Source organism: Planctomycetota bacterium, from assembly GCA_016125255.1.
In the GTDB taxonomy this organism is placed as follows: Bacteria; Planctomycetota; Phycisphaerae; order Phycisphaerales; family Zrk34; genus RI-421.
This window is the reverse complement of sequence record WGMD01000009.1, coordinates 313810-338975: the sequence shown is the minus strand read 5'-3', so window position 1 is coordinate 338975 and position 25166 is coordinate 313810. Positions and strand designations below refer to the sequence as shown.

The 25166-nt window shown below is 63.9% G+C and carries 22 protein-coding genes; 11 read left to right on the top strand and 11 right to left on the bottom strand.

Features of this window, described 5'->3' with window-relative positions:
• The first annotated feature begins 430 nt into the window (after nucleotides 1-430).
• Nucleotides 431-2953 carry a c-type cytochrome gene (locus GC162_10245; GenBank protein MBI1369020.1) on the top strand — a complete coding sequence of 841 codons (2523 nt, stop codon included), beginning with the start codon at nucleotides 431-433 and terminating at the stop codon, nucleotides 2951-2953.
• A gap of 84 nt (nucleotides 2954-3037) precedes the next feature.
• Nucleotides 3038-4117, top strand: a complete 1080-nt coding sequence (locus GC162_10240) for a hypothetical protein (protein MBI1369019.1) — start codon at nucleotides 3038-3040, stop codon at nucleotides 4115-4117.
• A gap of 64 nt (nucleotides 4118-4181) precedes the next feature.
• Here GC162_10240 and GC162_10235 read toward each other — a convergent pair whose 3' ends face one another.
• Complete coding sequence (locus GC162_10235; GenBank protein ID MBI1369018.1) at nucleotides 4182-5693, bottom strand: hypothetical protein; 1512 nt, start codon at nucleotides 5691-5693, stop codon at nucleotides 4182-4184.
• A gap of 148 nt (nucleotides 5694-5841) precedes the next feature.
• Here GC162_10235 and GC162_10230 point away from each other — a divergent pair, with 148 nt between their 5' ends.
• From GC162_10230 to GC162_10215, 4 genes are all read left to right on the top strand, one after another.
• Nucleotides 5842-7572 (top strand): hypothetical protein, encoded by a 1731-nt coding sequence (locus GC162_10230; GenBank protein MBI1369017.1) that lies wholly within the window; start codon nucleotides 5842-5844, stop codon nucleotides 7570-7572.
• A gap of 175 nt (nucleotides 7573-7747) precedes the next feature.
• Complete coding sequence (gene rpsP, locus GC162_10225) at nucleotides 7748-8047, top strand: 30S ribosomal protein S16 (protein MBI1369016.1); 300 nt, start codon at nucleotides 7748-7750, stop codon at nucleotides 8045-8047.
• An 18-nt stretch (nucleotides 8048-8065) separates the two neighbouring features.
• Nucleotides 8066-8761: a tRNA (guanosine(37)-N1)-methyltransferase TrmD gene (trmD, locus tag GC162_10220; GenBank protein MBI1369015.1), complete on the top strand. Its 696-nt coding sequence runs from the start codon at nucleotides 8066-8068 to the stop codon at nucleotides 8759-8761.
• Nucleotides 8762-8811: 50 nt separating this feature from the next.
• A complete protein-coding gene (locus GC162_10215) occupies nucleotides 8812-9219 on the top strand; it encodes a 50S ribosomal protein L19 (GenBank protein ID MBI1369014.1) in 408 nt (135 codons plus the stop codon).
• 78 nt (nucleotides 9220-9297) lie between these two features.
• Here GC162_10215 and GC162_10210 read toward each other — a convergent pair whose 3' ends face one another.
• The 4 genes from GC162_10210 to GC162_10195 all read right to left on the bottom strand — a co-directional run bounded on the left by GC162_10210 (nucleotide 9298) and on the right by GC162_10195 (nucleotide 13066).
• Nucleotides 9298-10152: a prepilin-type N-terminal cleavage/methylation domain-containing protein gene (locus GC162_10210; protein MBI1369013.1), complete on the bottom strand. Its 855-nt coding sequence runs from the start codon at nucleotides 10150-10152 to the stop codon at nucleotides 9298-9300.
• A gap of 81 nt (nucleotides 10153-10233) precedes the next feature.
• Nucleotides 10234-11004, bottom strand: coding sequence for a hypothetical protein (locus GC162_10205; protein ID MBI1369012.1), 771 nt, complete (start codon nucleotides 11002-11004; stop codon nucleotides 10234-10236).
• Nucleotides 11005-11043: 39 nt separating this feature from the next.
• A complete protein-coding gene (locus GC162_10200; protein ID MBI1369011.1) occupies nucleotides 11044-12546 on the bottom strand; it encodes a hypothetical protein in 1503 nt (500 codons plus the stop codon).
• Nucleotides 12539-13066, bottom strand: a complete 528-nt coding sequence (locus tag GC162_10195; GenBank protein ID MBI1369010.1) for a sigma-70 family RNA polymerase sigma factor — start codon at nucleotides 13064-13066, stop codon at nucleotides 12539-12541. Before GC162_10195 ends, GC162_10200 begins: the two co-directional genes overlap by 8 nt.
• Before the next feature lie 212 nt (nucleotides 13067-13278).
• On the opposite strand from GC162_10195, the gene GC162_10190 reads away from it, so the two are divergent.
• Nucleotides 13279-14778 carry a serine hydrolase gene (locus GC162_10190; GenBank protein ID MBI1369009.1) on the top strand — a complete coding sequence of 500 codons (1500 nt, stop codon included), beginning with the start codon at nucleotides 13279-13281 and terminating at the stop codon, nucleotides 14776-14778.
• Nucleotides 14779-14784: 6 nt separating this feature from the next.
• On the opposite strand, the gene GC162_10185 is transcribed toward GC162_10190, so the two are convergent.
• The 4 genes from GC162_10185 to GC162_10170 all read right to left on the bottom strand — a co-directional run bounded on the left by GC162_10185 (nucleotide 14785) and on the right by GC162_10170 (nucleotide 19689).
• Nucleotides 14785-16227: a protein kinase gene (locus GC162_10185; GenBank protein ID MBI1369008.1), complete on the bottom strand. Its 1443-nt coding sequence runs from the start codon at nucleotides 16225-16227 to the stop codon at nucleotides 14785-14787.
• A 7-nt stretch (nucleotides 16228-16234) separates the two neighbouring features.
• Entirely contained in the window at nucleotides 16235-17350 is a 1116-nt protein-coding gene (locus GC162_10180) for a hypothetical protein (protein MBI1369007.1), read from the bottom strand.
• Nucleotides 17351-17465: 115 nt separating this feature from the next.
• Complete coding sequence (locus GC162_10175; protein MBI1369006.1) at nucleotides 17466-18290, bottom strand: hypothetical protein; 825 nt, start codon at nucleotides 18288-18290, stop codon at nucleotides 17466-17468.
• A gap of 25 nt (nucleotides 18291-18315) precedes the next feature.
• Nucleotides 18316-19689, bottom strand: a complete 1374-nt coding sequence (locus GC162_10170; protein MBI1369005.1) for an NADP oxidoreductase — start codon at nucleotides 19687-19689, stop codon at nucleotides 18316-18318.
• A gap of 56 nt (nucleotides 19690-19745) precedes the next feature.
• Between GC162_10170 and rdgB the strand changes: the two genes are divergently transcribed.
• Nucleotides 19746-20363: an RdgB/HAM1 family non-canonical purine NTP pyrophosphatase gene (gene rdgB / locus GC162_10165; GenBank protein ID MBI1369004.1), complete on the top strand. Its 618-nt coding sequence runs from the start codon at nucleotides 19746-19748 to the stop codon at nucleotides 20361-20363.
• Between the two features lie 3 nt (nucleotides 20364-20366).
• Here the strand turns inward: rdgB and GC162_10160 are convergent, their stop codons facing one another.
• On the bottom strand, nucleotides 20367-21827 hold the full coding sequence (locus tag GC162_10160; protein ID MBI1369003.1) for a sulfatase-like hydrolase/transferase: 1461 nt from the start codon (nucleotides 21825-21827) through the stop codon (nucleotides 20367-20369).
• Nucleotides 21828-21987: 160 nt separating this feature from the next.
• Here GC162_10160 and GC162_10155 point away from each other — a divergent pair, with 160 nt between their 5' ends.
• The 3 genes from GC162_10155 (at nucleotide 21988) to modB (ending at nucleotide 24572) form a co-directional block, all read left to right on the top strand.
• Nucleotides 21988-22881: an HDOD domain-containing protein gene (locus tag GC162_10155; GenBank protein ID MBI1369002.1), complete on the top strand. Its 894-nt coding sequence runs from the start codon at nucleotides 21988-21990 to the stop codon at nucleotides 22879-22881.
• Between the two features lie 114 nt (nucleotides 22882-22995).
• Nucleotides 22996-23772 carry a molybdate ABC transporter substrate-binding protein gene (modA, locus tag GC162_10150; GenBank protein MBI1369001.1) on the top strand — a complete coding sequence of 259 codons (777 nt, stop codon included), beginning with the start codon at nucleotides 22996-22998 and terminating at the stop codon, nucleotides 23770-23772.
• Nucleotides 23769-24572, top strand: a complete 804-nt coding sequence (gene modB / locus GC162_10145; protein MBI1369000.1) for a molybdate ABC transporter permease subunit — start codon at nucleotides 23769-23771, stop codon at nucleotides 24570-24572. The genes modA and modB overlap by 4 nt, the downstream gene beginning before the upstream one ends.
• Before the next feature lie 184 nt (nucleotides 24573-24756).
• Here modB and GC162_10140 read toward each other — a convergent pair whose 3' ends face one another.
• Nucleotides 24757-25134, bottom strand: a complete 378-nt coding sequence (locus GC162_10140; GenBank protein ID MBI1368999.1) for a DUF721 domain-containing protein — start codon at nucleotides 25132-25134, stop codon at nucleotides 24757-24759.
• Between the last annotated feature and the right edge of the window lie 32 nt (nucleotides 25135-25166).

Sequence of the window (25166 nt, the reverse complement as noted above, 5' to 3'; positions counted from 1 at the left end):
TGACGCGAAAGCGGGATGGCGCGGCGGGTTTTTCGGCGGGAATCGCATGGGGGTGTCGCAAAACGCGCACGGGGATGGCAAATCGGACGCGGGTGTGCGCATGCGTTGATGTAAGTCCTGCAAACAGGGCGCACGAGCGCGACGGGGTCTCCTCGGCGGTGCGCACGGGCGCGCCTGTGCGAGCGGCAGGTGCGGGTTCACGCGGGTTTTGTGAGGATCGAGGGGCGTGCGGCACGTTGATGGGGGCGTGCGCGGGGGATTGGGTGGTGCGCCGTGGGGAGGAGAAGCACGCCGCGAGCGGCGTCGCTGAACGGGGCGGATGGTCCCTTGGCTGGGCGGGCAATGAATTAGGGACGGGGGGCGTTTGAGCGGGTAAGATGGTTTCCCCGCACAGAGTCCCGCCGAATCGCGTAAGAAGGAAATGATGCTGATGAAATGGCTTTACCCGCTGATCGTGTTGGTTTGTGTTGCGCCCGTATTGGCCCAGAGTGGGGATCACAAGGGCGAGAAGATGCCGGAGGTCTGGCGCGAGATGAATGTGCCGGCGGCTCCGCCGCTTTCGCCCGAGGAAGCGATGAAGACCTTCAAAGTCGCGCCGGGGTTTCATATTGAGTTGGTCGCCGCGGAGCCGTTGGTGGAGGATCCGATCGCGATGGCGTTCGACGGGGAGGGGCGGCTTTGGGTCGTCGAGATGCGGGGGTACATGCCCAATGTGGACGGCAAGGGGGAGGACGTCAAGAACGGGCGGATCGTGGTGCTGGAGGACACGGATCACGATGGGAAGATGGACAAATCGACGGTGTTTTTGGATGGGTTGGTGATGCCGCGGGCGATTTCGATCGTGTCGGGCGGGGTGCTGGTGGCGGAGCCGCCGAATATCTGGTACGCGCGCGACACCGATGGCGATCTGGTGTGCGATCAGAAGGAAATCGTGTTCAACAAGTACGGCAGTCAGGGCCCGGTCGAGCACACGGAAAACGGTCTGATGCCGGCGCTGGACAACTGGCTTTACAACGCCAAGAGCGATTCGCGTTTCCAGTTCCGCGACGGCAAGCTCATCGAGCAGCACGTGCCGGCGGCGGGACAATGGGGCGTGACGCAGGACAATTATGGCCGCATCTTCACCAACAGCAATTCGTCGTATCTGCATGGGCATCTGATTCCCGCCTGGTACACGCTGCGCAACAGCGCGTATCCGACGGGCTTGGGCGTCAACGCCCGGATCATCGGGGATCAGTCGACGTGGGCGATCCGCGTCAATCCCGGCGTCAACCGCGGGTACATGAAGTCGACGCTCGCCGCCGACGGACGCCTCAAGAGTACGACCGCCACCTGCGGCCCGGTCATCTACCGCGGCGATCAGTTTCCCTCTTCGATGGTCGGCGATCCGTTCATCCCCGAACCGGCGGCGAACATCGTCTCGCACTTCAAAATCAAGGACGACGGCTATAACGTCACCGCGACGCAGGAAACCTATCCCGACAAGCAATGGGGCAAGCGGGCGTTTTTAGCTTCGACCGACGAGCGCTTCCGCCCGGTGCATTGCTACAACGGGCCGGACGGATGTCTGTACGTCGTCGACATGTACCGCGGGATTTTGCAGCATCGCATCTACGTCACGACGTTTTTGCGGACACAGATTCTGGAGCGCGGGCTGGACAAACCCATCGGGATGGGCCGCATTTATCGCATTGTCAGCGATGAAGGCAAGAAGCCGGTCGAAACGGTGAATCTCGACAAGGCGTCGAGCGCCGAACTGGTGAACAAGCTCAGCGATGCGAACGGCTGGACGCGCGACACGGCTCAGCGCCTGCTGGTGGAGCGCAAGGACACGTCGATCGCGGCCTCGCTCAAGGAACTGGCGCTGTCGGGCAAGTCGCCGCTGGGTCGAATCCATGCCCTGTGGACGCTTGAAGGGATGGGCGCGATCGACACGAAGACGGCGATCTCGGCGATGCAGGATGCGGACGCGCAGGTCCGAATCGCGGCGATGCGCGTCAGCGAAGACACGATCACGCCGGATCATGCCGACGAACTGCTTTCCGCCTACGACCAGCTCAGCAAGGACAAAAACGAAGGCGTGAAGATGCAGGCGCTGTTGAGCTTCGGGATGCTGCCGGACGCTGCCAAGAGCAGCGACGAAGCGGTGGCCATGATCGAGCGTGAAGCGACGAGTGGCAATCATCGCGCGGCGATCATGTCGGGGCTCTCCAATGCGGAGTTGTCGGTGCTGACGCATCTGATCGCGGACCCGAAGGCCAAGGACGCCAATGCGCTGGCGATGGTCAAGGAGTTGGCCTCGACGATTCTCCGCCGCAAGAACACGGGGGAGATTCAGCAGATGCTCGCCTTGGCGTCGTCCGACAAGAACAAGCAGCGTCAGAAGGCGGTGCTCGACGGGATCATGTCGGCGAACAGGAAGGGTTCGGCGGTGAAGCTCGCGCAGCAGCCGGTTGGAGCGGACGAACTGGTCAAGCTTCAGCCGGGGATCAATCGCTGGATCGTCTGGCCGGGCTCGAAGATCGAAGCCGGGGCGACGGTCAAGGAGCTGACGCCGGAGCAGCAGAAGCAATACGAGCTTGGGCAGCAGACGTACATGATGATCTGCGTGGGTTGCCATCAGGTGAACGGCAAGGGCATGGCGGGCCTCGCCCCGCCGCTGGCCGACTCGCCGATCGCCGAGGGCCCGCCCGAGCGGATCGCCCGCATCGTGCTTAACGGGCTGATGGGTCCGGTGCAGGTCAACGAAGAGGAATGGAACCTGGTGATGCCGGGGCTGCGTGACAATCCGCTGCTCGATGACGAGAAGATCGCCGCGGTGATGACGTATGTCCGGCGGACATGGGACAATGATGCGGACCCGGTGCCGACGAAACTCGTGCAGGACGCGCGCAAGGCGACGGAGGGCAGGGTCGAGCCGTGGACCTTCAAGGAGCTTCAGAAGATCAAGTGAGGTGCGACCGATTGCACCGCACGATAAGATGACGCGCCCGCCAGTCTGATGAACGGTCTTTCACACTGAAAGGATACGGAATTTATGTGCCAAGGATTCACGCGGATGATCGGGTTTCGCTGGATCGTCATGCTCGCGGCGATGCTGACGAGCGGCGCTTCGCTTCGCGCGGCGGATCAGTGGATCACCTACGAAGCCGGCGACGGCACGGGCAAAGGCAAGAAAATCGTCTTCGTCGCCGGCGATGAGGAATATCGCTCCGAAGAGGGCCTGCCTGAGATGGCGGCGATTCTCGCCAAACAGGGGTTCAGTTGCACCGTCGTTTTCTCGCAGAACCCCAAGACCGGCGAAGTCGATCCGAACGAGCATTCGAACATCCCCGGCCTCGAAGCGCTCGATGATGCGGACCTGATGGTCATCCTCACGCGCTTCCGCGATCTGCCGGACGATCAGATGAAGCACATCGACGACTTTCTGATGGCGGGCAAACCCGTGATCGGGATGCGGACGGCGACGCATGCGTTCAACATCAAGGGCGGCAACAAGACGTACGCCCGCTACGACTGGCAGTACAAGGGCGAGCCCAAGGAATGGGCGCAGGGCTTCGGCCGGCTCGTGCTGGGCGAAACATGGATCAGCCATCACGGATCGCACAAACACGAATCGACGCGCGGCCTGATCGCGCCGGGCGCGGAAAGCAGCCCGCTCGTCAACGGCATCAAGAGCGGCGACATCTGGACGCCCACCGACGTCTACGGCGTGCGTTTGCCCCTGCCCGGCGACGCCAAGCCGATCATCCTCGGCCAGGTCACCAAGACCGAAGGCAAGTTCGATGACAAGGACCCGTTCTACGGTATGCGTCCGACGGACTCGACGCCCGTCGAAGGCGGGAAGAACGATCCGATGATGCCCGTCGCATGGACCAAGAGCTACGAACTGCCCGGCGGCAAGAGCGGCAAGGCGTTCGCCACGACGATGGGCGCGTCGACCGATCTGACCAATGAAGCGCTTCGCCGCCTCATCGTCAACGCGGTGTACGATCTGCTCGGCATGGACGTGCCGGCGAAGGCGAACGTCGATCTCGTCGGCGATTACAAGCCCAGCGCGTTCGGCTTCGGCGGATTCCAGAAAGGCAAGAAGCCGGCCGATTTCAAGATGCAGTGATCACCGCAGCAACATGCTCGATGAACAAAGGCCCAGCCGCGACGGCTGGGCCTTTTTGTTGGCATCAGGGCTTGGTGGTTTCGACCGATGGCGGCGGCGGAACGGCCGGCGCGGTGACGGCGGGTGCGGGTTCCATCCAGCTTGCGATCTTGTCGATGACGCCGCCTTTGATTTTGATGGCGGAGCCGACAACGGACATGATCACGGCGATGAGCAGCACGATGTTGAAGGCGATACGTTTGCCGCCTTTGCCGACGGCGTCGCCGAGGTAGCTGCGTTTGTTCTGGAGGATGAAGAAGCTGACATAGGCGATGGGCAGCATGGCGAAGGCGATCGCGGAGGCGAGGACCGGCAGCCAGATCGGGCTGGGGATCATCACGCCCCAGATGCCCACGACGGCGGGGACGAGTGTGAACATGCGGTAGCGTTTGGGCGTGTATTCGAGGCCGAACATTTCGCAGATGGTGAACCCGCAGCAGACCATGTGCGCCGAGATCGCGCCGCAGCACATGCCGATGAAGCCCAGGTCGAAGACGATGCGTCCGATCGGCCCGCCGAGGACGTCCCGGAGCGACGCGGCGGCCTGCACGGGTTTGAGAGTCGCCGGCGTGACATTGGTGCCCATCGCATCGATGACGCCGTAGGGCGGCTGGTGAATCGTGCTGGCCATGCCGATGATGATCAGCGAAGTCAGAATCGTGTACGGGATGAACAGCGAGGTGCACAGGTCGAACTGGGCCAGCCCCTTGTGATGCTTGCCCCAGCCCTTGGCGAGAATTGAGTAGGGATAGAGGAACGTCATGTTGATGCCGACCGCCGCGCCGATCGCGCCCAGCACGGTCGTCATCGAACCGGGTTGATCCGGGATCGACGGCACGAAGAAGCCCTTGAAGAGCGCGCCCCATGCGATGCGCCCCTTGACCGTCTGCACGGCGACGACGATCAGGAACGCGAGCATCACCATCCGCACCATCCATCGGATGAACGATTCGTAGAGCTTGATGCCCGTCGGCTTGGACCCGTAGCTCCAGGTGAGCATGATGTTGATGGCGAGAATGATCAGCCCGCCGGCGAAACGGACGATCGTCTCCGCGGTCTGCGAGCCCTCGGCATTGGTCACGCCGGCGACATTGGCCAGGTCCCACGACGCCCCGCCGAGCAGCGCGTACTGGCCCATGTGCCAGATGACGGTGGAGACGACGGTCGTGATCGCCCAGAGCAGTGCGATGCTGACATGCAGCTCGCGCTTGACGATCAGGTAGCCGCGCTCGCCCTTGGTGAGCGTGATGTTCGCTAGCGCGGACATCATGGCGACGCCGAGGATCATGGCGATGGGCTGAACCCAAAGAAGCTGATACCCGTAGAACGCGCCCGCCACGACCGACGCCGCGGCGCTGCCGGCCCCGAGCGTCATGGCGCTCTGCATCCACGCCGGTCCCGTCAGCTTGTAGTACCCGCGCACGCGCTCCATGAACGGCTTGCGCTCCAGTTCGATCAGAGCCGCGCTTTCCGCTTCGAGCTTTTGCGGATCCCACTTGGCGGTCATGGGTAGACCCGCCGACTTGGTTTCTGACATGAATGCCTCCAGAGGTTGACACGCCCCGAATTTGCGGCGATCTTAGCCCTCGCCCCGCAGCTACACAACTGCGTCCGCGAATACCGACTTTTTCGTCAGACGCACTCGTCGCAACCTTCCCTTCAAACACCCGCCACGGAATTACTACATGACTGACAGCCCCACGCCGCCGGCGATCGACCCGAAAGTTCAACAGGACCGACAATTCCTCGCCGACGCGCGCCAGCGCGGGCCGGTCGCCCTGATCGGCGCGTTCGTCAAACTCTCCGGCCCCGGCTGGCTTCAAAGCGCCATCACGCTCGGCGGCGGATCGCTGGCGGGCAGTCTCTACCTCGGCGTCCTGGCGGGGTTCAGTCTGATGTGGCTTCAACCCCTGGCCATGATCCTCGGCGTGATCATGCTCTCAGCCATCGGCTACGTGACGCTCAGCACCGGCGAACGCCCGTTCCGCGCGATCAATTCGCATGTCAACCCCGTGCTCGGATGGGGATGGGCCATCGCCACGATGATGGCGAATATGGTCTGGTGCATGCCGCAGTTCGCGCTGGGCACGGCCGCGATGCAGCAGAACCTCGCGCCGCACGCGCTGGGCACGAACGCCCTGCCAGACCCGACCGGCAAACTCGTCTGCATCGCAATCCTGTTCGTCGTCTCGTTCACGATCGTCTGGTTCTACAACGCCGGCGGATGGGGCATCAAGGTCTTCGACACGATCCTCAAAATCATGGTCGGCGTCGTGGTGCTCTGTTTCTTCGGCGTCGTGTTCGAGCTTCGCAGCACGCTGGACTGGGGCAACGTGTTCAGCGGGTTCATCCCGAATTTCAAGCTGCTCAGCGAGCCGGCGCCGACATGGGGGCCGATCCTCGAAGCGACCGGCGCGTACGCGGGCTACTGGCACGACCTGATCGTCTCGCAGCAGCGCGATGTGATGATCACCGCCGCGGCGACGGCCGTCGGCATCAACATGACGTTCCTGCTGCCGTACTCGATGCTCAAAAAAGGATGGGACCGCGACTTTCGGGGTCTGGCGATTTTCGACCTTTCGACGGGGCTATTCATTCCGTTCGTGCTGGCGATCAGTTGCGTCGTCATCGCGTCGGCGTCGCAGTTCCATGTCACGCCCGCGCCCGGGCTGCTGGGTGAATTGGACGCGAGCGGCAAAGCCATTGTCGCGCCGGCGAATCTTCAAAGCTCGTTCGACAAGCTGATGGACGGGCGCGCGACGTTCGAGCTGAATCAGCAGGCCAATGTCATGATCACGGCGGACCTGAAGAAGACGACGATCGGCAAGATGCCGGAGGCGGATCGGCGCGTGGCGGCGATGCTGGTGACGCGCGATTCATTCGATCTGGCGGGGGCGCTGGAGCCGTTGACGGGACACAATGTCGCGCAGCTCGTGTTCGGCGTCGGCGTGCTGGGCATGGCGGTGTCGACGATCATCATTCTGATGCTCATCAACGGATTTGTCATGTGCGAGATGCTCGGGTATGAGCAAGGCGGATGGATGCACCGATTCGGTTGCGCGCTGGCGGGGCTCAGCGGCGCGATGGGGCCGTTCGTCTTTCAGGGGGATGCCAAGTTCTGGCTGGCCGTGCCGACGAGCGTGTTCGGCATGGTGCTATTGCCGATTGCGTACATCACGTTCTTCGCCATGATGAACAACCGGACGCTGATGGGCGACTTCATGCCGCGCGGGGGCAAGCGGCTGGCGTGGAACCTGCTGATGATCATCGCGATCGGGTTGGCACTCGTCGGCAGCATGTACTCGGTGTGGTCCAAGACGCACTGGGTCGGCCTCGGGGCGGTGGGCGTGTTCGCGGGACTGGCCCTGATCGTCCATTTCGTCCGCCCGCCGAGCAAGGAGAAGCTTGGGGGATGAGGTTGATGGGCCGGGCGGCGGACGAACGCCTTCGGTCAGGTCTGACAACGGGTTGTGACGTTTCGCAGGCCTGCGGTTTTTCGCCTCGCCCATCTTGCCAATTGCGATGGACCTGCTATACTTTGCGATTCTTCCCCGATGGCGGGGGTTTGACTGTACTTATGGAGACCGCCGCATGGCTGTCAAGCTGCGAATGAAGCGACTGGGTTCGACGCACCGTCCGTTCTACCGGCTGACCGCCGTGGACGAGCGCAAGAAGCGCGACGGGCGCGTGATCGAGGAATTCGGTCACTACAACCCGGTCGAGAAGGACCCGGCCAAGCAGACCGTGATCAAGCTCGATCGTGCGGCGTATTGGTTGAGCGTCGGCGCTCAGCCCAGCGACACGGTCGCTACGCTGCTCCGCAAGGCCGGGCTCAATGCCAAGTCGGGCACGAAGGTCGACGCTCAAACCCTTCCGACCGCCGGCGCCTGATTGCGTGGGGTGATCCCCATGCGGATCGACGTGTTGACGCTGTTTCCGGAAATGTTCGAGCCCGTGTTGGGAACGAGCATCCTCAAGCGGGCAGCCGAAGCGAAGATCGTCAGCTACCACTTGACCGACATCCGTGCACATACGCAAAACAAGCACGGCAAAGTCGACGACAGACCCTACGGCGGCGGACCGGGAATGGTCATGGCCTGCCAGCCGGTGTATGACGCGGTTCGAGCGACCGAAGCTCAGGACCCCGCACCGGCGAGACGAATACTGATGACGCCGCAGGGCATGCCGCTGCGGCAGGCGCTGGCTGAAGAGCTGGCGCGTGAACCGAGGCTCCTGATCATTGCCGGACACTATGAAGGTGTTGACGAGCGCGTGATTGACGAGCTTGATCCGATGCCCCTGAGCATCGGCGACTACGTGCTCAGCGGCGGGGAACTGCCGGCCATGGTGCTCATCGACACTGTGGTGCGACTGATCCCCGGCGTGCTGGGCCACGAAGACTCGGCTCACCATGACTCGTTCAGCGGCGGGGCCGACCGGCTGCTCGAAGGACCGCAATACACCCGTCCGCCCGAGTGGACCGGCCGGAAAGTGCCCGATGTGTTACTGAGCGGCGATCACGCCGCCATCGAGGCATGGCGAAAACAGCAGGCCGTCAAGCGGACCACCGAACGCCGCCCCGACCTGCTCGACGAAACCGATTAACGTTTAGCGGCGGGGCAACGCCCCGCGCTCGATTACGAAGGACGACTCCCATGACCCACCCCATGATTGCCCAGATCGAAGCCCCCCAGCTCAAGACCGACCTGCCCCGCGTCAACATCGGCGACACCGTCGATGTCCATACGCGCATCATCGAAGGCGACAAGGAACGCATCCAGATCTTCAGCGGCGTCGTCATCGCCATGAAGGGGCACGGGATCACCAAGGTCATCACCGTCCGCCGCATCGTCGCCAACGAAGGCGTCGAACGCATCATCCCCGTCAACAGCCCGCGCGTCGCCAAAATCGAAGTCGTCCGCCAGGGCCACGCCCGTCGCGCCAAGCTTTTCTACCTCCGCGACCGTGTCGGCAAGTCCCGCCGACTCCGCGACAAACGCCGTGGCCTCAAGCACGGGATCGAAACCCCCGGCTCCGCCGACAGCGCCCCCGCCGCCGAGTAAGTCGCAGTCCCATCATCGATACCCCCGAAGCCCACGGCCTCACGCCGTGGGCTTCTTCTTTGAGTGCGATGATGCGCCTTACGGAATATCCCGCGAGGTGTATTCGTCGCTGTCCCACTTGCCGATCTGATACGGCGTCCAGTACACGTGGCCATCGACGAAACACGTGTTGCTGCGCGTCGTCTGCGTATTGCCGGGCCGGCCCTCCGGATCGTGGAACGACCAGCGATCGTTGCCCACGCCGACATACGCCCATCGATTCATGTAATTGCTCATCACATCCCACGCGGGCCATTCCTGAAACGCCCACGCGCGTGCGGAGTAGCGGATCGAGGTCAGCCGGGTGTACGCTCCGTTGCCGAAGCTGTGCGCGACGTTGGCCTTGACGAGGAAGATGTTGTACTGGAACGCGTTGCCCCAGACGGCCTGATACACGCCCAGCCCCGGCGGGTCGGTCAGCGCCCGCGCATCGCGCGGCTTGCCTTGCGGATCGTCGGGGCATTCCCAGATGTCATTGTCCGTTCCGTCGGCGTAGGGATTGAGCAGTCGGTCGGTCAGGTCGACGAATCGCCCGTTCTCCCAACTGACGTGGCGCCCGCCGTAGACATTGGCGAGGTTGTTGAGATTGCCCCCGGGGACGAAGGTCACATTCGGCAGCGCCCCGGTGTTGTCGCCGACATAAGCGAGCATCGCCACGTACTGCTGATGCAGATGCGTGGTGCAGACCACGAGCCGCCCCGCCTCGCGCGCCGCCCGCATCGCCGGCAGAAGGATCGCCACCAGCAGCGCGATGATGCTCGTCACCACCAACAGCTCGATCAATGTGAATCCACGCTGACGCAAGGGATATCCTCGATCGCCGCCGCTCAACGAGCGGCGCGTGACCCGCACATCTCCAAAGGCGTTCGATCGACTTTCATCGATCGAACGCATGGGCATTGCCCGGCCCGGTTCGACCTTCGAACCCAAACCCGCCAGAGTTTTTTTTCGGCCGGACACTCTGCTCATAGTCGTTCAACCCTTGGTCCCATGGCGCGGCCGACGCGCGAGCATCAGGCCGACCAACCCCAGACCGGCGGGCAGCGCGGCCGGCGTCGGCACCGCGATCACCTGCTGGAGCACCACGCCGTCGAGATAGCTGCGCAGGTGCGTGCCGCTCGTGGGGCGGCGGATGTAGAGCGTGGCGTTGCCGCTGCCGTCGGTCGTAACGGTGAAGCTCGCCAGGGCGCGGCGCCAGTCGGTGGTGTGCGTTCCGGCCGTGGTGATCAGCGTGCCGTCGTTGTTGTCATACTGGTCGAAGCCGGTGAACGAAGCGTTGTTGGCGGCTTCGATGCCCCAGTTCTGCGACGCGGACGTGTGCGTGTGGAACTCGAAGTAGATGTTGTAGGTCGTGTTCGCCAGCAAGGAGCCGGCGCCATTGGTGCCGTCGCCGCTGCCGCTGGAGAAGGTCCACTTGAGCGCCGGTTCGGAACCGATGCCCTCCAGAACATTGCTGTTGAGTGCATCGGTGTGGCCGGCAGCGGTGGTGGCTGTGCTGGCGATGCTCGAATCGGCGCGGCCCCAGTTGCTGACGCCATTGGAGTTCCCCGCCACGATGCCGGTCTGGTCGCCCGTGCTGGCGTTGACCAGCGTGCCGTTGGTCGACACGTCGGCGAAGATCAGCGTGCCGGACAGACCCGTCGTCACTTCGCTGAACGTGATCGGCGCGGCATGCGACACGGAGGCCGACGCAAGGCCGATCGCGCATGCCGTCATGCACAACTTCAAGAACGATTCCATTTTCATGACCAATTCCTTTCCACGCAGAAACATCCGAACTCATTCTCACTTTCCCGATGACGGAACATCCGTGACGGGTTTCGTCGCCGAGTGGTCTCGAGTTTCACTCGGCGATGATGGTTTGTTGTCGGCGGGTGTAGACCTCGCGGATGGGACTTCTTCGAGGACCGCCAGGGCATTGAGCAATGCGATCGCACGCCCGAGCGGATGCGGGCCGGTGACCAGCGTGATCCTCCCCGCGGCGTCGGAGCGGACCGTAAAGTCCGTGTGTCCGGTCACAGCCGGGTCGGTCGACGCCGAGCAGGTCGGCGAGGCGAAGAGCAGATGGTCCGGCTCGACCGAATCGCGATACACCGCCGCACGCGCCTCGACGACGTTGCGGTATTCCGAGGCGTTGTCGTAGTGATACCAGCGAAGTCGATACTCGGTGTCCGGGCTCAGGCCCGACAGTTCGACGCTCAGCGTCGTGTGCCGAAGATCGTCGGCGAAGATGAAGTCGCGCAGCGCCGGGGCGAACGGATCGTGGGCCACCGACCCGCCCGGACCGCGATCGCGCGCCATCGACGGCGAGGTGGGCATGTTGACCGTGTAATGCAGCGTGATGCCGCGCTGCGTGACCAGGCCGTTTATGCCGCGTGCATCCACCGCTTCGAAGTACGGCTGCGCGGCGACGCCTTTGCCGCCGGCCTTGAAGTCGAACGCCGCGAGCCAGAAGCGCCCGTCCTGCGCATTTTCGACCGTCACCGCTTCGCCCGCATCGATCGCGGCCGTCTGACCGGCGACGAGCGTCCATTTCCGCTCCGCCGCATGCTCGCCCGCCAGCAGCAGCATCACGCGACCTTCCTCCACGACGACCCGCCGCATGCGGTCGTCCTCGACGTGCGCGGAAAAGCGCGTGCCCAGGTCGACGACCTTCGCCCCGCCGGGCATCTCGACGGCGAACCCGTGCGCTTCGGGACGCACATACGCCTCGAGCCCCCCGCGCGTGAGCCGACCGGCATTGCGGCCGGTCATCTCGAACACGCACGGCGCCTTCAAGTCCACCACCGCCCCGGAACCGAACGCAAGCTGCGTCGTCCCGCGCACCAGATGAATCGCCCCCGCGTCAAGGTCCGCGCCCAGCGAAGGCGAATTCCCCTCGAACTGCGCATCGGCCGACATGTCTGAAAGGAGCGCCATCGCCCGAGGCCCCGGCACGCGCCCCCCCGCCGCCGGCTCCGTCTGATGAAACACCCGCACCGTCACGCCGGCCACGATCGCCATCATCGCCGCCGCGACATAAATCATCCACGTCCGCCCGCCGCGCGACGCCCGCTTCGCATTCGAATCCGGCATCACGCGGCTGGTGATATCAATCGCCGCGCGGCTCGGGGCGTGAAGATCAATCAGCGTCCGCGCATTGAGGCACACATCATTGAAGAACTGCGCCGCCTCCGCCTCTTCGCGCAACATCTTCGACAGCTCGGCGAACTCCGCCGCGTCGAGGCGTCCGTCCAGATGGCGCGTCGCCAGATCGGCAAGCCGCTCGAAAGCGATGGGGTCAGACATCGGACGTCCCCCCTTTCGCCAGTCGCTGACGCACGCACAGCGCCAGCGCCCGGTGCGCCCGCGCCAGTGCGGTGTAGACGGTATTGATCGAGCGCGAAGCCGCCGACGCCAGATGTTCGCCCGTCAGATCCTGCTCATAGCGCATCGTCAGAAGCTTCTGCGCATAGGGCGAAAGCGAAGCGATGCACTCGCGCAGGGCCGAGCGGAGGCGCATCGCATCGTGCGTCCGCCGATCCCAGTCCGCTTCCAGCGCATCGAGCACCGCGTCATCGAACACGAGCGGCTCGGCCGAACGGCGACGCAGCGCATCAAGCGAGCGATACCGGGCTGCCTGACGAAGCCAGCGATTCAGATGGTCCTCGTCATTGATCTGGCCCACCTTCGTCACCGCACTGATCGCCATCTCCTGATACACATCCTCCGCCACATCCTCATCGCGCACGATCGCCCAGATGTACGCCAGCAGCCGCGTCCGGTCGGCGACGAGAACCCGCATAAGTGTGGACTGATCGATGGGCATGACAGCGCGTGCTCCTGCTATCTGTTGATCGCAGCGGGCCCGCCCGATTGTACATGCGGCGAAAAATATATTTCGTGATCCGCAAATACATTCATGCAAATCACTTATAATCTCGCCCAGTCGTGCCGTCCCGTCGGCCGGTGGTGCGGGCGCGGCGGTTCTGTAGAATCGAACCGCTCCGATTCCTCCTGCCGATGAGGCCCGCCATGAAGATGCGTCTTGCGTTGTTCGCCGTGCTGTTCGCCGCGTCGCTCGCACAAGGTCAGTTGCTCGCCCCGACCGCGCCGGAAGCGCAGGGCGTCAACTCGGCGGGCGTGCAGGCGTTCGTCGAAGCGTTCGAGAAGGAAGTCGATGCGCCGCACGGGTTCGTGCTCGTGCGGCATGGCCATCCGATCGCCGCCGGCTGGTGGGCCCCCTATGACCGCGCCACGCCGCACATGCTCTACTCGCTGAGCAAGAGCTTCACCTCCACCGCGATCGGCCTCCTTTCCGATGATGGCAAGCTCGACGTCGACAACGCCGTGCTCCCCTACTTTCCTGACGACGCTCCGAAGGATCCGGATGCGAATCTCCGCGCGATGCGCATTCGTGATTTGCTCACCATGAACAGCGGGCACGACAAGGACACGCTCGCCCGCGTCACACTCGCCGGCAATGACAACTGGGTGCAGACCTACCTGTCCTTCCCCGTCGAGCACCCGCCCGGCACGCACTTCGTCTACAACACAGGCAACACGTACATGCTCTCGGCGATCGTAGAGAAGATCACCGGGCAGAGCGTGCTCGACTTTCTCAAGCCGCGGCTCTTTGAACCGCTGGGCATCGCAAATCCGACATGGGAAACTGATCCGCGCGGGATCGACACCGGCGGATGGGGACTGAGCATCACGACCGAGGATATCGCGCGCTTCGGACAACTGTATCTTCAGCACGGCATGTGGGACGGCAAGCGACTGCTGTCCGAATCATGGATCAGTCTCGCTTCCGCCCCGCAGACGCCCAACGGTACGAACCCCAATAGCGACTGGAACCAGGGCTACGGCTTCCAATTCTGGCGCTGCCGTCACAACTGCTACCGAGGCGATGGCGCGTTCGGACAGTATTGCATCGTCATGCCCGACCTTGACGCCGTGCTCGCCATCAACGGCGGCCAGGGCGACATGCAGCGCACGCTCAACCTCGTCTGGGATCATCTGCTGCCGGCCATGCACGATGCTCCCCTGCCCGCCGATGACGCCGCCGCCGAAGCGCTTTCAAAGAAGCTCGCGTCGCTCCATCACGCTCCCGTGTCGGGCGAGGCGAACTCGCCCCATATTGCGAAAATCACGGGAAATACCTACATATTCGACGCCAACAAGGCGGGGCTTAAGTCCGTGACGTTCGCCTTCGACGGCGACACGCGGCGGATCGTGCTCGACACCGAACATGGCCAAGAGCGCTTCGATGTCGGGTACGGCAAGTGGGAGAAGCAGACGGTGTCGTTTTATCAGTTGGGCATTCCCGCCGCCGCCTCGACCGGGCCGCAGACCGTCGCCGCCAGCGCGGCCTGGGCGAAGCCCGACCAGCTTGTCGCGCGCGCGTGGATCACGACGACACCTTACCGGATCGATATGACCTTCGACTTTGACGCGGAGGCGAACGCACTTGCGATGGCTGCGCGGATCTACCCGTTGCAGGGTCAGATGACGACGTTCAAAGCGAGCGCCAAGTGAGCCGCATCACGGCGCGGCATGCTTGCCGGCAAACTCCGCGGCGGACGCCGTTGCGTAGAACACGACCTGATCTGCCCGGATGAGCCGCGCGGCCGGATCGTCGATGGGCCAGTAGTGGATGGCGGAGATCGAGCTGACGAACGGCGCGCCTTTGGGGTCGACCTTGCCGACCCAACTGAACGGAGGGGCCTTGACCGGCGAACTCGCCGTCGGCGGCGCTTCGGCGGCGACGCGCGGACCGTAGCTGGCGGGCGCATCGGTGAAAGCAATCGGGAAATTCGGCCCTTCGTGCGCCGGGCGCGTCAATAGATACACCATCAGCACGATCGCCGTCACCACCCCCGCCGCCGCGCCCAGCCAGGCGCCCGGACGGCGCTCCACATGATGAAACACGCGCGTGACGACCGAATCGTCCATGCCCAGCTCGCGCCGCAGCAGCGTGCTGCCCGACGAGGCGTCGGGACGCAGCTCGACCTGCTCGGCGCAGAGGATCGAGGCGACCTCGCGGGCGGTGGGTCGATCCTGCGGATTCTTGGCCATCATGTGCCGCACGAGGCGCGACAGCGGCTCGGGAATGTCGGGGCGCGTGCGTCTGACATCCGGCGGCGGGGCATGAAGGTGCTGCTCGATGATCTCCTTCATCGTCTTGCCGGTGTACGGCGCTTCACCGGTCAGTGCGAAATACAGCGTCGCGCCCAGACTGTAAATATCGATCGCCGGGGTCTGCGCCTGCCGGCGGATCACCTCGGGGGCCATGTACTTGGGCGTCCCCACCGACATGTCGGTGAAGTCGAACGGATCATTGGGATCATCGACGCGGACAAGCCCGAAGTCCGAGACCTTGCATCGCCCGTCGCGGCTGACGAGCAGGTTGTTGGGCTTGATGTCGCGATGGATGATCCCGCGCTTGTGCGCGACCGCCAGCGCCGTCGCCGCGTCGCCGATGAGCGTGCACGCCATGACGGTCGACATCTCCTCGCTCGCCTTGACCAGATCGCGCAGCGTTCCGCCCTCGACCATCTCCATCGCGATGTACCACCAGCCCTGCTCCTCGTTGATCTCGAAGATGCGCACGATGTTGGGATGTTCGATGATCGCCGCGGCGCGCGCTTCGCGCAGGAACTGCTCGACCGCCGCCTGCTGATCGACGCCGACGACGCGCTTGCGCAACACCTTCAGCGCCACGATCCGCCGCAGGTTCACATCCATCGCCTCAATGACGCGGCCCATCGATCCCTCGCCCAGCAGGCGCAGCAGCTTGAAGCGCCCCAGCCGCTTGCCGACCCAACTCGGCTGCTCCGGCGGCGGAGCCGGATGAGGCGCGGTCACCGGCAGCGGCGATGTCAGCGCCGCGGCGTCGAGCGGCATCGAGTCGGTCAACAGCGACGCCTCGAACGCCGCGTCGTCGTCGATGCCCTGAAGCTGCTGTGTCGGTTCGTTGCCGTCCATGGGGCTTTTACCGCTTGAATCCCGTGAATTCCATAATCGTCAGAACGCTCTGCCGCTCCGACCGGCCTTCGCTCACGTCGCCTTCATCGGACGCGATGGCGATGTACGGCCCGTCGGCGATGCGCGTGATTGCCTCGATCTTCATGTCCGGCACGCGCGCGATGAGCACCGGCGTCTCCGCCTTGACGCCCGACCACCAGAACAGCGCGCTGTCGAGCGAATCGGGCGGGAACGGGCGATCGTTGTCGAGCTTCGGGCCGTTGGACAGCGCCGCCGTGATCAGATACCCGCGCGTCACCGGGTCCCAGCACAGATCGCTGACGCCGCGCCCGCCCAAATCGAGCGTGAAAATATCCGCGACGACGATGCGGTCGGGGTTGCGGACGTCGAGCGCATCGTTGACATGGTCGAGCGTGTAGAACATCGCGCGCCCGCCGTAGAGCGGATTGCGCATCCCGCAAAGAAGCCGCGGCGGATCCGACCCGGGCACGAAGGCGATGCCCTCCGTGTTCGCCCAGCGATAGGTGTTCTTGTGCGCGTCGGCGTTGAAGGTTTCGTACGGCGTGACATGGGCGCGGTCGAAGTAGCCGCGCAATGTTTCACGCACCGGCGTCAGGTCGATGACGATCGAACCGAGCGGCGTGATCTTCGTGGGGTCGTCGAAGGAAAAGCGAAGCAGATGGCGACGCTTGGGCAGCGGCAGCGCGTCGATGTCGTTGCTCATGGAGCACATCACATAGCCGTACCACTTGTCGCCGACGCGCCGCAGCGTCAGCGATTCGCCGTCCGCCAGCAGCTTCTGCTCATTGGCGATGACGACCATCGGCTCCGGCGGCGAGACGCTCATCGTCGAAAAGTCCACCTTGCTCGCGAACACGACATGCCCGTGCCGATCCGAACTGAACAGCAGATACCCGTTCGCCCATGCCAGCCCGCTGCACTCCATCGGAAGCTGAATCGTCTGCTCGTTGGACACGGCGGCGCGGATCGTGATGTCCACCTGCGAGACGACCGGCGGCTCGATTACGCCGAACCGGATTGTCAGCGGCTCGCCCCCTCGCGGCGCATCGGACACCGCCGCCGCGAGTACGCTGCACAGAAACATGGCTCGAAGTCCGGACATCAGTCCCTCACAAAAGGCGACACAAAAACCACGCCTCACCCCTCCCGCCGACGCCCCGGTATCGCCGCACAACCGACACGATTCTATCAGACCGCCGCCGCCTGCCCAAGGTTTCTCACCAATATCGCTCGAAGTGGATATTCCCGGGTTGTTTTTTCGTATGGGTCACGAAATTCAGCGTTTGCAGCCGGGTTTCGCCATCGTCGACCATCGCCGGGTTGCCGCACAGGAACACATGGCAGTCGGCCGGATCGAGCGCGAAGCCGGTCGCTTCGTGAAATGCGTCCGGCGTGAGCAGGTCGGTGACGTGGCCGTGACGCGGCGCTTCGCATGTGTGCGACTCGCGCGAGCAGATCGGCAGATAGATCACGCGCGGATCGGCGATCGACCGTTGCGTCAGTTCATCGTGAAAGGCCAGATCGGCGGCGTGACGCACGCCGTGGATGATCACGAAGCGCCGCCAGCGATCCGCCCCGGCGTAGGTCCGCAGCATCGAAAGGTAAGGCGAGATGCCCGTGCCGGTGGCGAGCATGATGAGGTTGCGATCGCGCGGCACGGGGGCGAGCGTGAAGTCGCCTTTGATGCGCGGATCGATCCACAGCCGCCCGCCGAGCCGATCGCGCCAAAGGCGCGGCGTCAGATGCCCGTCGCTGACCTTGACCGCCAGAAATTCGAGCGTGTCGCGCTCGCCGGCGCTCGATGCGATCGAATACTCCCGGCGCAACAGCTTCTTCCAACGCGGATCGCCCGGCGGGTATTCATCCGGCTCTTCCACCGGCGGATGATCCCGCGGCAAGCCCAGCGTCGCATACTGCCCCGGCTCGAACGCCGCGAACTGCCCCGCATCCGATCGGACCGCAAACACCGCCACCGCCGACGTCACCTCCCGCCAGTCCACGATCGTCGCGTTGTACGGTTCCGTTAGGAGCATGGAGGACATGCTATTCCACCCACCCGTTGAAAACTCAAAGCCCGTCGAGAAGGTGGATCATTTCCTGCACACGCGTGAATTTTTCGCGGGGTTTGCCCTGCGAAGCGCCGCGTTCGATCTCCGCCGCGTCGATCGTTTGCCACTCGGGGAACGTCACGATACGCACGCCGCGCTGTTCGAGCAGCGCCCGCAGCGACGCCTCGTCCGCCGTCGCGCGCGAAAGTTTGGGCGCATCTTCTAGCAGGCGCTCGATGGTGTCTTCGCTGTCCTTCTTGTTGGTGCCGATGAGTCCAGACGGTCCGCGCTTGATCCAGCCGACGACATACAGGCCGACTTCGACGCGGCCATGCTCATTGGGCACCACCGCGCGGCGTTCGTCGAAGGGCGCGCCCGGCATGGCGACGCCGCGATAGCCCACGCTCCGGAACACCACGCCGCACGCAAGCTCCTGCATCCTGCCCGTGCCGCGCGCCTTCTGAGCGCCCGCTTCGCCGGACAGCTCGTTGGCTTCGAGCACGATGGACGTCACGCCGCCGGCATTGCCGCGGATTTCGACGGGGCTCTGGAAAAACCGGAGAATGATGCGGCGCGGCTGACCCTTCACATCGCGCCTGGCGAATTCCTCGAGCGTCGCCATGTTGCGCTCGGCGGCGTGATGATCCGGCAGCGTCAGTTCCTGTTGCGACGCGGCGTTGAGCTTCAGGTCTTCGGGGTCGACGATGATGTCGCAACCGGGGATGTCGCCCAGTTCGTGAATCTCTTTGGGGGTGAACGCCGCCTGCGCCGGTCCGCGCCGGCCGATGACGTAAATCTCCCTGACCTTGCTGCGCGACAGCGCTTCGATGGCGTGATCGGCCATGTCCGTGTCGCGCAGTTGATCGGCGGACTTGCCCAGCACGCGCGCCACGTCCATCGCCACATTGCCCTGCCCGATGACCGCGACCGTTTCGTGACTCAGATCAAAGTGCACATCGCGATAATCCGGATGCCCGTTGTACCAGGCGCAGAAGGCCGTCGCCGTGTAGCTGCGGGCGAGGTTCTCGCCGGGGATGTCGAGCGAGCGGTCCGTCTCGGCGCCGTAGGCGAGCACGACGGCGTCAAAGTGCTGTTGAAGTTCGGCGATGCTCAGGTCGCGGCCGATGGTGACATTGCCCCAGAACTGAAAGTGCTCGTGCGCGGCGGTTTTTTCGTAGGTGTGGATGACGTTGCGGATTTTGCCGTGGTCGGGCGCGACGCCGAAGCGGACGAGGCCGAAGGGCGTCGGGAAGCGCTCGAACATGTGGACGTGAACCGTCGATTCATGTTTGAACAGCGCCTCGGCGGCGTAGAACCCGCTGGGGCCGGAACCGACGATGGCCACGCGCAGCGGCCGACCGCTCGATGATGCGCTGGCGGCGTCTTGCGACATGCTTGCCTCCGACGGGAAGTTGAACCGCGAACCGATCCCTGTGTACACTTCGGCCCATGAGTGTATCGCAATCGATTGTTTTCGCCACCAGCAATCCGCACAAGATCGAGGAGGTCGCGGCCGTGTTCGCGCCGGCGGGGATCGACGTCGTCGGGCTCGATGCGTTGAACCTCGACGTGCCCGAGCCGATCGAAGACGGGCGCACGTTCACGGATAACGCGCTGATCAAGGCGCGTTACTATGCGAAGCTGAGCGGGCGGCTGATTCTGGCGGACGACAGCGGGCTATGCGTCGATGCGCTGGGCGGCGAGCCGGGCGTGCGGAGCGCGCGGTATGCGGGGGTCAGCGGGCCGCGCAGCGTGGTGGACCCGGCGAACAATGCGAAAATGGTCGCACAACTGCGCGACGTGCCGGAGAAGGATCGCACGGCCCGGTTCGTCTGCGTGATGGCGCTGTGCGATGCGGACAAGACATGGGCCATCGCACAGGGCGCGATCGAAGGCCGGATCGTGCTCGAGCCGCGCGGCGGCAACGGGTTCGGATATGACCCGCATTTCTTCGTTGACGAAAAGGGCTGCACCACGGCCGAGTTGTCCCCCGATCAGAAGAACGCCATCAGCCACCGCGGCACGGCGAGCCGACGGATGATCGAAATCCTGCGGCGGCTCAAATGAATCTCACGGCTTGTCCGTCGCCCACGGGTCGCCGATGCGCTTCAGTTCGGGCATGAGCAGTTGGTCGGTCATCTGCTGGACGATTTGCGGGTTTTCCGCGGCGAGGTTTTTCAGTTCGTAGGGGTCGGCCTTGAGGTCATAGAGACAGGTCGTCGCCTCGCCGTCTTTGAGGGGGTGATCGATGACGAGTTTGTACTGGTGCGTGCGGACGCCGCGCTCGCCGCGGGCGAGGTTCTGATAGGTCATGCGGAAGTAGAGCTGTGCCGCCGGTCGATCGCCCCGCCCCGTCTTGAGAATCGTCGAACGATCAACGCCCTGCACGGCGTCGGGAATCGCATCGCGCAGGCCCATCAGCGACAGCAGCGTCGGATAGAAATCCGGCACGGAGATGAGCAGATCGTCATGGCGCGGCGAAAGCGTGCCGGTCCAGCGGATGAACAGCGGAATCCGCATGGCTTCCTCGAAGCGGTTGGACTTGGCGATTTCGTCGTGAATGCCCAGACAATTGCCGTGATCGGAGCTGAACATCACGATGGTGTTCTCGCTGAGGCCGGCGTCATCGAGCGCGGCGAGGATGCGTCCGATCTGCTCGTCGACGCCGCTCATCATGGCGTAGTAGTTGCGGATGTTCTTGCGGTAGTAGTCGCCCCACTCCGTGCCGGCGGGCGGAATGTCCGGCTGCTTGACGAGGTCTTCGATCGGCACATCGGCGTAGAGCTTTTTGTACTGGTCCGGCACCTGATCGTAGGGCATATGCGGCGGATTCATCGCCACGACCAGCGCGAACGGCGCATCGGCCTGACGATACGATCCGCCTTCATTGCGGATGTAACGGATGGCCATGTCCGCTTCGTGCGTCGGGCTCCATGCGTCGACGTACTTGAACCCGTCGCGCGGCGCATCGGTCGACCAGTACAGCGGCTTCAAGTGATAGTCATACGTGTTGTACGCGTACCAGAAGTCGAACCCGTGCCGCCGATTCGGCGGGGTCCATTCGTTCCACTTCATGCTTCCGCGATTGTTGGCGCAGTCGATGTACGGTTCGTGCGGCGTTTCGAGATGCCACTTGCCGACGTAGCCGAGCCGGTAGCCGTGATCATGCAGCACGTCCGACCAGCAGCGCGTCTCAGTCTTGAGCTGACAATGGATCGATGCGGTCTGCGTGTTGCAGTTACTTACGACGCCGTTGGCCGGCGGGTACTGTCCGCTCATGAGCATCGCGCGGTACGGGCTGCACACGGGCCAGTTGGACACGGCTTCAGTGAACACGATCGACTGCGCGGCGAGCTTGTCGAGGTTCGGCGTCTTGACGGGCTCGCGTCCGACTTCGCCCAATGCCTGCCCGCGCCACTGATCGGGGAAGATGATCAGCAGGTTCGGCTGCTTGGTCTGACCCATCAACGGGGATGCGAAAAGCAGGTGGAAACATGCGAGAAAAACGGCGGCGGGTGCGATGCGCTGCATGATGCTCCCTGCGAAAAGGGACGGACGGTGCGCGGTGCGGTGTCCGATAATGACGCGTCGACGGGCGGTGAAGACATTATTTTCCCCGCACGGTTAAGTCCGTGCAAGGGGCCGACGATGAATGGAGTGGTACGAGTGATTGCAGACGAGGAGAAAAGGCATGTCGCAGACTTCAACGTCGACGGCCCTGGCTTCGGGAAAACAGCAGGCGATCAACGCCGTCATGGCGGAGGTTTCTCAGATCGCCACGCTGCCGGAGATCACAGTCAAGATCATTGAAACCGTCGAGGACCCCGATGCGTCGGCGGAGGATCTTCATAAGATCATCGCCAACGATCCGGCCCTCTGCGCCCGCGTGCTCAAAGTGGTGAACTCCGCATTCTACGGCCTGCCGGGACAGATCGGCTCGATCAATCGCGCGATCGTCCTGCTGGGCCTCAACGCCGTCAAGAACATCGCCATCGCCGCCAGTCTCGCCAAGCTCTTCCGCGGCGGGCGGCTGTGCGCCGACTTCTCGGCGAAGGATCTCTGGACGCATTCGATCGGCGTGGCGGCGGGCGTGAAGCTGCTCGTCGAACGTCTGAAGGTCAACGTGCTCGACGAGGCGTTTTTGTCGGGGCTCATGCACGACATCGGCGTCATGGTCGAGATGCAGGCCGTGCAGCCGAAGCTGTTGGAAGTGTTCGATGTGATGCGCGAAGAAAAGCTTTCGATGCTCGACGCCGAGGAAAAAGTCATCGGCGCGAATCATCAGGACTTCGGTAAGGCGCTGTGCGAAAAATGGAAGTTCCCGGCGAGCTTCGCCTGCGTGGCGGGCTTCCACCACAACCCGATGACGCTCACCAGCGAGCAGCGGTCGCTGACGGCGATGGTCCATGTGGCGGACGTTCTGGCGGCCCGGCTTAAGCTCGGGTGCGACAAGACGGTTTCGACACTGGAGATCGAGCCGGAAGTGACGGACTACCTGAAGCTGACGGACAAGATGATCGAACAGGTCACTGAAGACCTGCCGCGGGCCCACGAGGTTGCCGGCGACGTGATGAGTCTCTCGTAAGCCGGATACCGGACCCGCTTCAATTTGGCGTCTCTCTTTCTCCCTCCGGGCGACCAGAGCTCTTCTGGTCGCCTTTTTTTGTCATGGGGCGAGGCAACTCATACAATCGCGGGCATGCGTCGCGGGCTGCTCATCCTGATGTTCACGCTTGCCTTGGCCGGTTGCGACCGGAAGGACGCCGCGCCGGCGCCGACGGTGACGATCTTCGCCGCCGCGTCGCTTACGGAGGCGTTCGAGGATCTGGAGTCGGCGTTCCGCAAGGCGCATCCGCAGGTGAACATCACGTGCAACTACGCCGGCACGCAGCAGCTCATGGCCCAGCTTCGCCTCGGCGCCCGCGCGGACGTGCTCGCCGCCGCCAACACGCGTTACATGGAGCAGGCCGTCGACGAGCACCTCGTCGATGAGCACGCCGATGTCGTCTTCGCGCTCAATCGGCTCGTCATCGTGCAGTCCAAGCGCAGCGAAGCGCACATCGAGAACGTGGCGGACCTGGCCAAGCCGGGCGTGCGGCTGGCGCTGGCGGATGACAAAGTCCCCGTCGGGCGATACACGGCGCAGATGTTCAAAGCCGCCGGCGAATCGGTCGAAAAGCAGGCGCAGGCGAACGTCCTCTCGCGCGAGCAGAACGTCAAGGCCGTGCTGACGAAGGTGCGGCTCGGCGAAGCGGACGCGGGCGTGGTTTACGCCACCGATGTCACGCCCGATGCACAGCGCGACGTGCAGGTCATCGCCATCCCCGACCCGATCAACGTGAAGGTTCAGTACCCGATCGCCCGGCTGCGCGGCGCTTCCAAATCGGCGGACCTGTACATCCGCTTCATCCTCGGCGATGAGGGCCGCTCGATCCTCGCGGCGCACGGGTTCGAGCTGCCGCCGGTGAGTCCATGACGAACGATCAGAGGCGGCGCGGCGGGTCGTGGACATGGCTGCTGGGTCTGCCGCTGTTGGCGCTATTGCTGATTCCGCTGGCCGCGCTGATCGCGCGGGCGCCGGTGCATCTTCTGCATCATTACCTGTCCGACTCGGACACGCTGACGATCATCACGCTGAGTCTGACCACGAGCACTGCGGCGACGCTGCTGGCGGTCGTGTTCGGGACGCCGCTGGCGCTGGTCATGACCCGACGGCAGTTTGCGGGGCGCCGCGTGCTCGAAGTGCTGATGGAGATGCCCATCGTGCTGCCGCCGACGGTGGCGGGACTCGCCCTGCTGCTGGCGTTCGGACGCTTCGGGCTTCTCGGACCATGGCTCGACAAGCTCGGCATCGAAGTGGCGTTCACCACGGCCGCGGTCATCATGGCGCAGGCGTTTGTCGCTTCGCCCTTCTACATCAAGGCGGCGATGGTCAGTCTTTCGGAAGTGGATGCGACGCTCGAAGACTCGGCCAGGAATCTCGGGGCGTCGGGCACGCGCGTGTTCTGGCGCGTGACGCTGCCGCTGGCATGGCGTGGCATCCTCGGCGGCGCGACGCTCTGCTGGGCCCGCGCCCTGGGCGAGTTCGGCGCGACGATCATCTTCGCCGGCAACTTCCCCGGCCGATCACGCACCATGCCCATCGCCGTCTACCTCGGCTTCGAAACCGACCTCAAACAAGCCATCGCCCTCGCCGTCATCCTTATGACCTGCTCCTTCGCCGGCCTGATGCTCGTGCGGAGTCTCTTGGAGAAGCGGCATCCGTTGGTGAAATGAACGATCCATTCACCATGGCGCGGTTCGATCGTGTCAGTCCGATATGACCAATGACAAATGCATAATGCCTAATGCCTAATGGCCAATTCAATTTGTCATTAGGCATTAGGCATTTGTCAATGGTCATTGAAAGACCACGCACGATCTCGCTGCGGGACACGACGGGCAGGTGTGTTTGCCTTAATTATGCATCCACCGCGCCGACGCTCACGCGGATTTTGCGGAGGGTGGTTTTGCATTTCTGTTTGAGCGTCAGTTCGAGGCCGGAGCGGAGGAGGCGGTCGAGTTCATAGTTGGTGGCGGCGTCGGGGACGGTCACGTGGAGGACGCCGCGTGTGAATTTCGCGAGCTGCGTGCGCGGCAGAAGATGCACGGGCACAAGCTCGACCCACAGCGAACCGAGGTCGCCGAGCTGGGCGGCGGGCTTGGCGATCTGCTTCTGCACGTATTCATTGATGAAGCTCAGTGACAGGTCGCGCTCGGGGCGGTGGCGCCAGTGGCGGAGCCGGGCGATGTGCTGCTCAGCGGCGTGGGCGTCGTGCTCGGAGGCGAAGCGATCCATCGATGGGTCATTGTATCGGCGGCAGGCGGTTG

Coding starts and splice junctions, on each gene's coding strand:
- GC162_10205 (MBI1369012.1), bottom strand. CDS start 11,004: ATGAAAATGGAATCGTTCTTGAAGTTGTGCATGACGGCATGCGCGATC.
- rpsP (MBI1369016.1), top strand. CDS start 7,748: ATGGCTGTCAAGCTGCGAATGAAGCGACTGGGTTCGACGCACCGTCCG.
- GC162_10245 (MBI1369020.1), top strand. CDS start 431: ATGAAATGGCTTTACCCGCTGATCGTGTTGGTTTGTGTTGCGCCCGTA.
- GC162_10215 (MBI1369014.1), top strand. CDS start 8,812: ATGACCCACCCCATGATTGCCCAGATCGAAGCCCCCCAGCTCAAGACC.
- rdgB (MBI1369004.1), top strand. CDS start 19,746: ATGAGTGTATCGCAATCGATTGTTTTCGCCACCAGCAATCCGCACAAG.
- GC162_10155 (MBI1369002.1), top strand. CDS start 21,988: ATGTCGCAGACTTCAACGTCGACGGCCCTGGCTTCGGGAAAACAGCAG.
- GC162_10210 (MBI1369013.1), bottom strand. CDS start 10,152: ATGCGTTCGATCGATGAAAGTCGATCGAACGCCTTTGGAGATGTGCGG.
- GC162_10170 (MBI1369005.1), bottom strand. CDS start 19,689: ATGTCGCAAGACGCCGCCAGCGCATCATCGAGCGGTCGGCCGCTGCGC.
- GC162_10240 (MBI1369019.1), top strand. CDS start 3,038: ATGTGCCAAGGATTCACGCGGATGATCGGGTTTCGCTGGATCGTCATG.
- GC162_10185 (MBI1369008.1), bottom strand. CDS start 16,227: ATGGACGGCAACGAACCGACACAGCAGCTTCAGGGCATCGACGACGAC.
- modB (MBI1369000.1), top strand. CDS start 23,769: ATGACGAACGATCAGAGGCGGCGCGGCGGGTCGTGGACATGGCTGCTG.
- GC162_10230 (MBI1369017.1), top strand. CDS start 5,842: ATGACTGACAGCCCCACGCCGCCGGCGATCGACCCGAAAGTTCAACAG.
- modA (MBI1369001.1), top strand. CDS start 22,996: ATGCGTCGCGGGCTGCTCATCCTGATGTTCACGCTTGCCTTGGCCGGT.
- GC162_10180 (MBI1369007.1), bottom strand. CDS start 17,350: ATGTCCGGACTTCGAGCCATGTTTCTGTGCAGCGTACTCGCGGCGGCG.
- GC162_10200 (MBI1369011.1), bottom strand. CDS start 12,546: ATGTCTGACCCCATCGCTTTCGAGCGGCTTGCCGATCTGGCGACGCGC.
- trmD (MBI1369015.1), top strand. CDS start 8,066: ATGCGGATCGACGTGTTGACGCTGTTTCCGGAAATGTTCGAGCCCGTG.
- GC162_10140 (MBI1368999.1), bottom strand. CDS start 25,134: ATGGATCGCTTCGCCTCCGAGCACGACGCCCACGCCGCTGAGCAGCAC.
- GC162_10175 (MBI1369006.1), bottom strand. CDS start 18,290: ATGTCCTCCATGCTCCTAACGGAACCGTACAACGCGACGATCGTGGAC.
- GC162_10160 (MBI1369003.1), bottom strand. CDS start 21,827: ATGCAGCGCATCGCACCCGCCGCCGTTTTTCTCGCATGTTTCCACCTG.
- GC162_10195 (MBI1369010.1), bottom strand. CDS start 13,066: ATGCCCATCGATCAGTCCACACTTATGCGGGTTCTCGTCGCCGACCGG.
- GC162_10190 (MBI1369009.1), top strand. CDS start 13,279: ATGCGTCTTGCGTTGTTCGCCGTGCTGTTCGCCGCGTCGCTCGCACAA.
- GC162_10235 (MBI1369018.1), bottom strand. CDS start 5,693: ATGTCAGAAACCAAGTCGGCGGGTCTACCCATGACCGCCAAGTGGGAT.